This is a genomic window from Tolumonas lignilytica (genome assembly GCF_000527035.1).
GTDB lineage: Bacteria > Pseudomonadota > Gammaproteobacteria > Enterobacterales > Aeromonadaceae > Tolumonas > Tolumonas lignilytica.
Genome location: NZ_AZUK01000001.1, coordinates 553768 through 565547 on the forward strand (window position 1 = coordinate 553768; position 11780 = coordinate 565547).

General features: G+C 47.5%; 10 protein-coding genes. 2 read left to right on the forward strand and 8 right to left on the reverse strand.

The window, feature by feature from the left end; translation table 11 throughout:
- The first annotated feature begins 18 nt into the window (after positions 1-18).
- Together cheB and H027_RS18245 are read left to right on the forward strand one after the other, a co-directional pair.
- Entirely contained in the window at positions 19-1074 is a 1056-nt protein-coding gene (gene cheB, locus H027_RS0102595; RefSeq protein ID WP_024870974.1) for a chemotaxis-specific protein-glutamate methyltransferase CheB, read from the forward strand.
- 13 nt (positions 1075-1087) lie between these two features.
- The gene (locus H027_RS18245) at positions 1088-2689 is read left to right on the forward strand and encodes a diguanylate cyclase (RefSeq protein ID WP_024870975.1); all 1602 of its coding nucleotides are present in this window, start codon (positions 1088-1090) and stop codon (positions 2687-2689) included.
- A gap of 46 nt (positions 2690-2735) precedes the next feature.
- On the opposite strand, the gene accA is transcribed toward H027_RS18245, so the two are convergent.
- The 8 genes from accA to H027_RS0102640 are packed head-to-tail and all read right to left on the reverse strand — an operon-like array spanning position 2736 to position 11770.
- The gene (gene accA, locus H027_RS0102605; protein ID WP_024870976.1) at positions 2736-3692 is read right to left on the reverse strand and encodes an acetyl-CoA carboxylase carboxyl transferase subunit alpha; all 957 of its coding nucleotides are present in this window, start codon (positions 3690-3692) and stop codon (positions 2736-2738) included.
- 17 nt (positions 3693-3709) lie between these two features.
- Positions 3710-7192: a DNA polymerase III subunit alpha gene (gene dnaE, locus H027_RS0102610; RefSeq protein WP_024870977.1), complete on the reverse strand. Its 3483-nt coding sequence runs from the start codon at positions 7190-7192 to the stop codon at positions 3710-3712.
- A gap of 18 nt (positions 7193-7210) precedes the next feature.
- Complete coding sequence (gene rnhB / locus H027_RS0102615) at positions 7211-7804, reverse strand: ribonuclease HII (protein ID WP_024870978.1); 594 nt, start codon at positions 7802-7804, stop codon at positions 7211-7213.
- Positions 7801-8982, reverse strand: a complete 1182-nt coding sequence (gene lpxB / locus H027_RS0102620; RefSeq protein ID WP_024870979.1) for a lipid-A-disaccharide synthase — start codon at positions 8980-8982, stop codon at positions 7801-7803. Before lpxB ends, rnhB begins: the two co-directional genes overlap by 4 nt.
- Positions 8957-9748, reverse strand: a complete 792-nt coding sequence (gene lpxA, locus H027_RS0102625; RefSeq protein WP_024870980.1) for an acyl-ACP--UDP-N-acetylglucosamine O-acyltransferase — start codon at positions 9746-9748, stop codon at positions 8957-8959. Before lpxA ends, lpxB begins: the two co-directional genes overlap by 26 nt.
- Positions 9749-9758: 10 nt before the next feature.
- On the reverse strand, positions 9759-10214 hold the full coding sequence (gene fabZ, locus H027_RS0102630) for a 3-hydroxyacyl-ACP dehydratase FabZ (RefSeq protein WP_024870981.1): 456 nt from the start codon (positions 10212-10214) through the stop codon (positions 9759-9761).
- A 12-nt stretch (positions 10215-10226) separates the two neighbouring features.
- Positions 10227-11255 carry a UDP-3-O-(3-hydroxymyristoyl)glucosamine N-acyltransferase gene (gene lpxD / locus H027_RS0102635; RefSeq protein WP_024870982.1) on the reverse strand — a complete coding sequence of 343 codons (1029 nt, stop codon included), beginning with the start codon at positions 11253-11255 and terminating at the stop codon, positions 10227-10229.
- Positions 11256-11260: 5 nt separating this feature from the next.
- Complete coding sequence (locus H027_RS0102640; protein ID WP_237657966.1) at positions 11261-11770, reverse strand: OmpH/Skp family outer membrane protein; 510 nt, start codon at positions 11768-11770, stop codon at positions 11261-11263.
- Positions 11771-11780 lie beyond the last annotated feature (10 nt).

Here is an 11780-nt window from a genome sequence, read left to right on the forward strand (position 1 = left end):
AATGCGGGAAAGATAGGTATGATACGAGTGCTCATTGTCGACGATTCTGCCACGGCGGCACATCTGTTAACGAGTTTATTCGCAACAGATCCTGATTTCTCCGTTATTGGAATTGCAACTAATGGCCATGAAGCCATACAGATGGCAAGTCATCTGAAGCCAGACATCATTAGCATGGATGTGGCGATGCCCGATATGGATGGGTTTGAAGCGACCCGGCAAATTATGTCTACTCAACCGACACCGATTGTTATTGTCAGTGCAGAACAAAATCCTGGACAAGTCAGCATGTCTTTTCGGGCATTGGAAGCCGGAGCATTGGCCGCCATCTCTAAACCCCGAGTGGCAAGTCAAGATGAGCTGGAACGCCTGCGGACCGAATTGCTGTTTACCTTCCGAGCAATGGCTGAAGTCAAGCTGGTGCGGCGGACGCAGCGTAAAACATCATCGTCATCTCAAGTAGTATCAAGTAGCAGGCTTGCACCATCGTCAGCAAAATTAGTGGTCATTGGTGCGTCAACCGGTGGGCCTCAAGCACTACAACAAATTCTGGCAAAACTGCCCCCCACATTTCCATTACCCATCGTCATTGTTCAACATATTTCTCTTGGTTTTACCGAGGGATTAGTCCGATGGTTGAGTCTCAGTTGTCGTTTACCGATTCATATGGTGACCGATCAGCTGGTGTTGTCTGCCGGGCATGTCTATATTGCGCCGGAAGCAAAACATCTGGAGATCGCCCCAGACAAGCGGCTAAGACTCAGTACCGGAGACAAGGAACACGGTGTTTGCCCTTCTGTCTCTCACTTTTTCCGTTCCGTAGCTCAGACATATCATTCATCTGTCATCGGAATATTGTTAAGTGGGATGGGACGGGATGGCGCCGCCGAATTAAAACTATTACATGATTTAGGCGCGACTACCATCGCACAAGACCAGGAGAGTTCGGTCGTGCATGGCATGCCCGGTGAAGCCATTAGACTCAATGGTGCCAGTTACATACTACCGGCATCTGCGATTGCTTCCATGCTTTGTGAACTTATTACCTTACCCGATACACCAATCGGATGTTAGTTGGACTTTTCCTATGTTAAACAAACACCGGGGCACCTCTATCTTAATTGTTGAAGACAGTGCCACCCAAGCGGATCAGCTAAAATTCTTCCTTGAAAAACAAGGATTTATAGCAACAATAACCAGTAATGGTCAAGAGGCACTCTCGTTTTTAGCCGAGCAATTACCCGCCATGGTGATCAGTGACATCATCATGCCGCAACTGAATGGATATGAGCTGTGTACAGCCATTCGCAGCAACCCCCGAACTGCACATTTACCGGTCGTATTGTTGACGGCTCTTTCCAGCCCTCGGGATATTTTGCTGGCACTGGAATGCAAAGCCGATCATTTCATCACCAAGCCTTATAGCGAAGCCTATCTCCTCTCCCGGATGGATAGCATTCTTGAAATGATCCAACTGCGTAAAAATGGGCAACTCCCGGAAGCTTCTGAATCTGACATTTATTTTCAGGGGGAATGGTTTCATATCTCCACCGATCGACAACGCATCCTCGATTTGTTGATTTCAACTTATGAATCAATGGTATTGCGTAATTTTGAACTATTAACCGCACAAAACGAATTAAGAGAAAGTAATCTGAAACTTGAACTGGCTGTCGATGAAGCAACAACAGCCAAGCAGCAGGCACATTCCATGCTGGAAACGCTTTCTCGACGCGACAGTGAAATTCGCAAAACAAATGAAGAATTACATCTGATACACACCATCGAATCGCTCATCAACCAAAATACCGATTGGTCTTCTTTATTCAGATTAGTCAGCGAAAAATTGTGCAATGCACAGCTTTTTGGTATTCGTGATTTTGTACAAATCCATCTGACTCAGTCCGACTTATCCGGCTTAGCAATCCCCAACTGCCAGCAAAATGATTGTCAGCTACGCCACAGCTGTTGCCAGCATGCCGAATTGCCTTCCGTGGTGACAGAACACCCAGGCCCTGTTCTGATGCAATGCAATCCAGACGCAGCCCCATCGGGACATCTCACCATTCCCCTGTTGGCAAAAAATAAAACGGTCGGTGTACTTTGTTGCCAAACAGAACTCGGTAATCAATTAAGCGGACGTCAAAGAGAATTATTAGGCTCATTGGGGCGGCAACTCGGCATGGCTCTGGAAAATATCCGCTTATATGAAGAAGCCCGGACGTTGTCACTCCATGACCCGTTAACCGGATTGGCTAACCGCCGCTATCTGGACATCAGTTATGACAATTTAGTGGCACGCTCAAAACGGCATTCGCAGCCATTTTCATTGATGTTGTTGGATATCGACCATTTCAAACTGTACAACGATACCCATGGCCACAACCAGGGCGATCGAATTTTGATGCAGGTGGCCGATATTTTGCGTAGCTCAATTCGCTGTACGGATCTGGCCGTCCGTTATGGTGGTGAAGAATTTCTATTACTGATCAGTGATAGTAAAGCTGATGCAACTTATGAGCTGGCACAGCGTATTCGGCAGCAAGTGATCAGAGAAATCGGGATCACTATTAGCATTGGGATCTCTGACTATCATACTGATGATTTGCTGGAAACATTGATCCAAAAAGCAGATACAGCCCTGTACTATGCAAAATCACAGGGCCGAGATCGGGTAGAGATGGCATAGCATAAAAAACGGCGCATTTAGCGCCGTTTAAATTTAAGCCACCGAATTAACAGTAACCATTCGACATTAAGCGCTGGTACCGTTGTCTGAGCAACTCATCGGTATGCAGTGAATGCAGCTCGTTCAGATCGGTCAAAATGCGCTGTTTCAGCAAATAGGCCATTTCATCAAGATTACGATGCGCGCCACCCAGTGGCTCCGGCACTATTCCATCAATCAGCTTCAATTCTTTCAGACGTGCAGCCGTGATCCCCATTGCTTCCGCAGCAACACTCGCTTTGTCAGCGCTCTTCCACAGGATTGATGCACATCCTTCAGGAGATATCACCGAATAGGTAGAATATTGCAGCATGTTGACACGATCGCCAACCCCAATGGCCAAGGCACCACCAGAACCGCCTTCCCCGATCACCGTACAGATCACCGGGACTTTCAAACTAGACATCACCTTCAGGTTACGGGCAATGGCTTCCGACTGACCGCGTTCTTCCGCACCCACGCCAGGATACGCACCTGGTGTATCAATAAAGGTAATAATTGGCATTTTAAACCGTTCAGCCATCTGCATCAGACGCAGCGCCTTACGATAGCCTTCCGGTCTTGGCATACCAAAATTGCGTTTGATTTTTTCCTGAGTGTCCCGCCCTTTCTGATGACCAATCACCATCACTGGCTGTCCATCCAGACGGGCCGTACCACCAATAATCGCTTTGTCATCAGCAAAAGCACGATCACCGGCCATTTCGTCAAATTCCGTGAAGATACGGGAAATGTAATCTGCGGTATAAGGACGTTGCGGATGACGGGCTAATTGCGATATCTGCCAAGCACCCAGATCAGAAAACAGCTTTCTGGTCAGTTCTTCATTTTTCTTTTCCAGATGTTTAATTTCATCGGTCAGATCTACACTGCTACCCACATTCTCACTGACATGTCTCAGCTCTTCAATCTGCGCCAGCAATTCAGCGATAGGTTGTTCAAATTCCAGAAAGTTCATATTCATAGTTGTATCCGAAATCGCTACTCAAATATCAGTTCAACGCCTTGCTTACCCAAATGGGTTCGCAGCTCGTTCAGTAGTTGATCGGTTGGCGTTACTCGCCATTCGGTCCCCAACGTCAGCTGCCCCTGTACACCCGGTCTGCGATAGCAGATATGCACAGGACAAATCCCTGCACGATGAGGCGTTAATATATTGGCTAGATCCTGGATAAAACGATCTGCCATTTCAGATTGCGTGATTTTTACCCGCAATCCCCGTGCGTGACGACCACGCGCATCCTCAATATCTAACACTTCGCGGGCCGACATTTTAATGCCCCCCGCATACTCGTCAAAGCTGATTTGACCCGTAACCACTAAAATACGGTCTTTTTGCAGCAAAGACTCATATTTTTCCAACGCTTCACTAAACAAAGTGATGTCTAAACGACCGGAACGATCATCTAAAGTCAAAATACCCATCTTGGTGCCACGCTTGGTCATCATGACGCGAGCATTCAGTACCAATCCTGCCGCCACTGCCGGTTTATCCCGCTCAGTAGGCTGCAAATCGCATAAACGGCCGGAAGTATAATGCTTTAATTCTGTTAAGTATTGATTTATTGGATGACCAGTTAAATATAACCCGAGTGTTTCACGTTCACCATCCAGCCATTTCTGATCGGACCACTCAGGCACATCAGAGAATGTTGGCGTGGGTAATACGCCATCCGTCGCAAATAGATCACCAAACAGATCATTTTGTCCCAGCGCGGCATCTTTTGCCTTTTGTTCAGCGGCCTTCATGGCTTCTTCCAGCGATGCCATGATGGCAGCCCGGTGCGGCCCAAGTCGATCTAAAGCGCCAGAATAGATGAGCTTCTCCATCACCCGCTTGTTCAGACGTTTGATATCGACCCGATTACAAAAATCAAACAGATCACGGAATGGCCCGCCTTCATTACGGGCTGCAATGATTGCCTCAACCGGGCCTTCACCAACTCCTTTGACGGCACCAATGCCATACACAACTTCACCGCGCTCGTTGACAGTGAAGCGGTATTGCCCCGTATTGACATCGGGCGGGATCAGTTTTAATCCCATGCGCTGACATTCATCCACCAGCGTCACAATCTTATCAGTATTATCCATATCAGCCGTCATGACTGCTGCCATGAACTCTGCCGGGAAATGTGTCTTCAGCCAAAGCGTCTGATAAGAAACCAATGCATAAGCGGCAGAATGCGATTTATTGAATCCATATCCGGCAAATTTCTCTACCAGATCGAAAATATGCATCGCCAGTTCACCATCGACGCCGTTTTTCACGGAGCCCGCTTCAAAACCAGAACGCTGTTTGGCCATTTCTTCCGGTTTTTTCTTACCCATTGCACGACGCAGCATGTCCGCACCGCCCAGTGTATAGCCGGCTAGTGTCTGGGCAATCTGCATGACCTGTTCCTGATACAGGATAATGCCGTAGGTTGGTTCTAAGATTGGTTTCAGAGATTCATGCTGCCACTGTATATCAGGATAAGAAATTGCTTCCCGGCCATGTTTACGGTCGATGAAGTTATCTACCATCCCCGACTGCAACGGCCCCGGACGAAACAAGGCAACTAACGCGATCATGTCTTCAAAACAATCGGGCTGCAGGCGCTTGATCAGATCCTTCATCCCACGCGATTCCAACTGGAATACCGCTGTCGTTTCTGAGTTTTTCAGGATCTTGAACGACTCGGGGTCATCGAGAGGGATCGCCGCAATATCTACCGGAGATTTACCTTCTTTGTGTAAGCGCGGATTGATCATATCCAGCGCCCACTTGATGATGGTCAGTGTACGCAAACCCAGGAAGTCAAACTTCACTAACCCGGCATACTCAACGTCATTTTTATCAAATTGAGTAACCGGTTGTAGCCCCTGATCATCACAATATAAAGGCGCAAAATCCGTGATTTTAGTCGGAGCGATCACCACCCCACCGGCATGTTTACCTGCGTTACGAGTGACCCCTTCCAGCTTACGCGCCATGTCGATCAGCGCTTTGACTTCCTCATCCTGTTCATACAATTCAACCAGCTTCGGCTCGACGTCAAATGCTTTAGCCAGTGTCATACCGGGATCAGGTGGAATTAATTTGGAGATTCGATCCACAAAACCGTACGGATGACCCAATACGCGACCGACATCACGCACGACCGCTTTGGCCGCCATGGTACCGAAGGTAATGATCTGCGATACGGCTTCACGACCATACATCTGGGCGACGTGATCAATCACCTCGTCACGCCGATCCATACAGAAGTCGACATCAAAGTCGGGCATCGATACACGTTCAGGGTTCAGGAAACGTTCGAACAGCAAATCCAGCGCCAACGGATCAAGATCGGTAATTTTTAAGGCATAGGCCACCAAACTACCCGCACCTGAACCACGCCCCGGCCCTACCGGAATATCGTTATCTTTCGACCATTGGATAAACTCCATCACGATCAAAAAGTAACCAGGGAACCCCATCTGGTTGATAACTTTGAGTTCAATTTCCAGCCGGTCATCATACGCGCCCCGCTTTTCTGCACGAACCACCGGATCAGGGAAAAGAAATGCCAGACGCTCTTCCAATCCTTCCTTTGATTTCATGACCAAGAAGTCTTCGGTGCTCATCTCTCCGGTCGGAAATTGTGGGAGAAAATACTCCCCCAGCCGAACTGTCACATTACAGCGTTTCGCGATTTCAACACTGTTAATCAGTGCTTCAGGAATATCCTTGAACAGCTCGCACATCTCATCCTGTGTGCGCATATATTGCTGATTACTGAAACGCTTGGGCCGACGTGCATCATCCAGCGTATAGCCATCGTGAATGGCCACCCGAATTTCGTGCGCGTCAAAATCATCTTTATTCAGAAAAACAACATCATTGGTTGCAACGACAGGTAGCTGCTGCTGGATGGCAAGTTCAACCGCCATATGCAGATAGGTTTCTTCATCCAACCGCCCAGTGCGGATTAATTCCAGATAAAAACGATCGGCAAAGTGTTGCTGGTAAAACGCGGTACAGCGCTCCACCATCGCCTGATTGCCCTTCAGCAGAAATTTTCCTATATCCCCTTCACGCGCACCAGACAGCAGTATGACCCCTTGCGCATGTTCAGCTAACCAGGATTTATCAATGACCGCCCGTCCCTGAACATGTCCGCGCAGATAACCCCGCGAGATCAGCTGAATCAGATTTTGCTGCCCTTGGTTATCCATCGCCAAACCAACCAGACGAAATAATTCATCGCCCAGTTCTTCGCTTTGAACCCAAAAGTCCACACCTATGATTGGTTTTATGCCCTTCCCGTGCGCATCACCATAAAAACGGACCAAGCCGCATTGATTCATCTGATCAGTAATAGCCATTGCCACCATTTTGTCTTCGGCAGCCCGAGCAACCAATGGCTTGATCTTTTGCAGACCATCCACCATCGAAAAATCAGAATGAATATGAAGATGAACAAAACGCGGTTCGGCCATGATGTTTCCTGTGTCTGTTTAAGCGAGGCCCAGAGCCAGTTTTACCGGTTTAAAACTACGGCGATGCATATCCAAGGCGCCATGTGCCGTCAGTGCAGCTAAATGTTGTGCTGTCGGGTAGCCCTTATGCTGCGCAAAGCCATATTGTGGATATTGCAAATCCAGCTCGGCCATTTCCCGATCGCGGGTGACTTTTGCCAGAATTGAGGCCGCGCTGATTTCAGCCACCAGACTATCGCCCTTGACCACCGCCATCGACAGCATCGGTAATGCCGGACAACGATTACCATCAATCAGAACATACTCCGGTTGGATGTTGAGCCCAGCGACTGCCCGTTGCATGGCTTTCATGGTTGCTTGCAAAATGTTGAGTTCATCAATTTCAGCCGCAGAACAACGCCCGATCGCATAGGCCAACGCATTTTCCCGGATGAGGTCAAACAACGCCTCTCGTTTTTTTTCTGAGAGCTTTTTGGAATCATTCAGACCCAGAATAGGCCGATTAGGGTCTAAAATGACGGCAGCCGTAACAACATCACCAACCAGCGGGCCACGCCCAACTTCATCCACACCAGCAATCAACTGATATGGTGGATAGACAAATGAACTCATAGATGGCCTTGTAATACATCAACGACGGCTTGTGCAGCCTGTTTATCTGCATCGCACCGAATCATCAGATGCAGACGAGTAAATTCATCAAGCAACGCCTGATTATCCTGTTGCAGAAATTGACTGACGGCAGCCGCCAGCTTGGATGGTTCACAGTCAGACTGAATCAACTCCGGTACTAACATCTTCCCGGAAAGCAGGTTGGGTAATGAAAAAGTACGGATCTTAACCAGCTTTTGCCCCAACCAGAACGTGAACGGTTTGACTTTGTAAGCAACAACCATGGGCCGTTTAACCAACATAGCCTCAAGCGTCGCTGTGCCCGATGCCAGCAAAATGACATCCGCAGCGGCCATTACTACTCGGGCCTGTCCATCCACTAGCGTCATTGGCAATTCAGGTGCAATTTGCTGTTTTAGTCGTTCAAATTGCTGTCGGCGGCGCAGGTTGACCAAAGGAACCGCAAACTGGATATTCGGGTATTGCTCTTGAAGCAACTGACAGGCCATAAGAAATGGCGGAGTTAGCATTTCTACTTCGGCACTACGACTACCCGGCAATATTGCAACTACGGGGGAATCATTATTCAACCCTAATAAATCTCTGGCCGGTAATGCAGGTGATTCCAACGGAATAGCGTCTGCCATCGTATGACCAATGAAGCGACAAGGAGCATCATGTTGATCATAAAATGCTTTTTCAAACGGTAAAAAAGCCAGCACCATATTGGTAGCAGCCTTAATTTTGTGAATACGACTCTGTCGCCATGCCCAGACTGAGGGGCTGACATAATGAATCGTTTTAATACCGGCTTGTTTGAGCTTCAGTTCGACACCAATATTAAAATCTGGGGCATCGACACCAATAAAGATATCCGGAGGATTTTCTTTAAAATACCGGATCACTTGTTTCCGAATATGCAACAGTCTCGGCAAGCGGCCAAGCACCTCAACCAAGCCCATCACCGATAACTCTTCCATCTCAAACAGGGTCTCTATCCCCTGCTCTTGCATCCGGGGACCAGCAATGCCCACAAATTCACAGTCGGGATAACGTTGTTTGAGATGGAACATCAGACCCGCAGCAAGAATATCGCCGGATACTTCTCCGGCGACAATTCCTATACGCAACGGCCGCTTGGCAGCGGATGAATCAGGGACGAATGATGCCACGCTCATTCTTTTTCAGGAAATCAACAAACAGTGCCACCGCAGTTTCTTCCTGTGCCATTATTTCCAGGACAGGAATGACTTCCTCAATGGTTTTACCACTGCGATAAAGCTCTTTATAGGCCCGTTTAACTGCTGAAATGGCTTCTGCAGAAAAACCGCGACGACGCAAACCTTCGCTGTTGATACCAAAAGGGGTTGCATAATGACCCGCAGCCATCACATACGGAGGTACATCTTTGTTTAGTGCAGCCATACCCGCGATGAAGGCGTGGGAACCGACTCGGCCAAACTGGTGAATAGCAGCCAGACCACCAAAGATAACCCAGTCACCAATATGCACATGACCAGCCAGAGTTGCATTATTAGCAAAGATACAATCATCACCAATGATACAGTCATGTGCCACGTGGACATTAACCATAAACAGATTACGACTGCCCACCTTGGTCAGGCTCTGATCTTGCACAGTACCACGGTGGAATGTGCAATGCTCACGGATCACGTTGGCATCACCGATTTCCAGGAAAGTACGCTCACCCGCATACTTTTTATCCTGGCAATCCTCGCCGATAGATGCGAATTGGAAAATCTTGTTATTACGGCCAATTTTAGTCGGCCCTTTCACGACGACATGAGAACCAACCCATGTGCCATCGCCAATTTCAACTTCATCTTCGATACAGGTAAAGGCGCCAATCTCAACATTGGCACCAATCACAGCGTTTGGATGAATGATGGCTGAAGGATGAATTTTAGCGCTAGGATCGATCACAGGCATTCTCTCAACGTTTAGCGCACATCAATTCAGCAGAGCATACAAGCTCGCCATCAACGGTCGCGACACCAGTAAACTTCGCAATACCACGGCGCTCTTTCAGATATTCAACATCCAGTACCAGTTGATCCCCCGGTACAACAGGACGTTTAAAACGCGCATTATCGATAGAAGCAAAATAATACAGCTCACCTGGATTTGGTTTACCAACCATACGGAATGCCAGGATGCCGGTCGCTTGCGCCATTGCTTCCAGAATTAATACGCCAGGAAATACTGGGCGTTCAGGAAAATGGCCCTGGAAGAACGGCTCATTGAAAGAGACATTCTTTATTGCACGCAGCACCTTTCGCTCTTCTGACATTTCATAATGAACAACACGATCTACCAACAAAAAGGGATAACGGTGAGGCAGCAGCTGTAAAATATCTTGAATATCAAGCTGATTGAGTTCGTTATTCAAACCAGGATCCTTTTACTTTTCTTCTTGCTTATCGAGCAATTTCTCAATATTGGACAGACGCTTATACATGTCATCGATATGTAAGGTACGCGCTGCGGTTTTTCGCCATTCTTTATTGGTTTGTGCCGGAATACCTGAAGAGTATATTCCTGGTTCTGTAATAGAACGCATGACCATAGCCATACCAGTGATCGTCACCTGATCAGCGATTTCGATATGACCATTAAAGACAGAAGCTCCGCCTATGATACAATACTTGCCTATCTTCGTACTACCAGCAAATGTAGTGCAACCGGCAACTGCCGTGCCATAACCAATTTCAACGTTATGCGCAATTTGGGTAAGATTATCGATGATCACATTATCCGCTATACGGGTATCATCAATAGCACCTCGGTCAATGCAGGTATTTGCACCGATCTCGACACGATTTCCGATCACAACACCACCTAGCTGAGGAATTTTTATCCATTCGCCACGTTCGTTTGCATATCCAAAACCATCAGCACCGATCACCGTTCCAGATTGAACCAGACAATCATCACCAATACGCACATTGTGGTAAATTGTCACATTGGCCCAGAGTTTACTTCTGGAACCTAATTTACTGTTTTTACCAACAAAACATCCGGCACCGATAACAGCACCATCCCCCAGAACAACACCAGACTCAATGACAGCATGAGCGCCTATTGCAACACCTTGCCCCAACTGAACATCCGCCGCAATGACTGCCGCAGGATGAATATCGAGTGCAGGTGCGGGTGTCGTATCCAATAGTTGGGCCACACGGGCAAAACCAATGTAGGGATCTTTCACTACCAGAGCATTAGTCTGACACGCAGCTAAATCTGCAGCCCTGAGTAAAACAGCACTTGCGCCTGTTTTTGTCAGATATTGCTGATATTTGCTATCAGATAAAAAACTAATTTCCCCGGCCTGCGCAGTTTCAAGATTTGCTATCCGCTGGATAACCACACTAGCATCGCCGTGCAGCTCAGCATTTAAATGCTGAGCTAGTTGTCCCAGGGTGATGGTCATATTACTTAATTGCCTTTGCTTACTTGTTGGATCACTTTCGCTGAAATATCATTTTTATCATTGGTATACACCACTGCCTGACGATTCAGCACTAAGTCATAACCATCTGCTTTCGCAATGCTATCGACTGTTGTTTGAATTTTTTCAAATACCTTTTGCTGTTCTTCATTGAAACGACGACGTTGATCTTCCTGCAACGCCTGGCCCTTCAGATTGAAATCAGCTTGCAATTCCGCCAATTTACGCTGTGATTTTGTACGTTCATCCGCACTCATGAAAGATTCATCTTTCTTCAATTTAGCGGCCAAAGCCTGACCATCACTTTCCATTTTCTGCATTTCGCGAATACGGGAATCAAACTCGGTCTTTAATTTGCTTTCGATTGCTTTGCGTTGTGGAATTTCGCGTAAAACTTTGCCGATATCGACCACAGCAATATGTGTATCAGCAGCTTGAACAGAAGCTGCAGAGCCTAAAGACAGCATGGCAATAGATAAAGCGGCAGCGCGCATCATGGTTTTCACT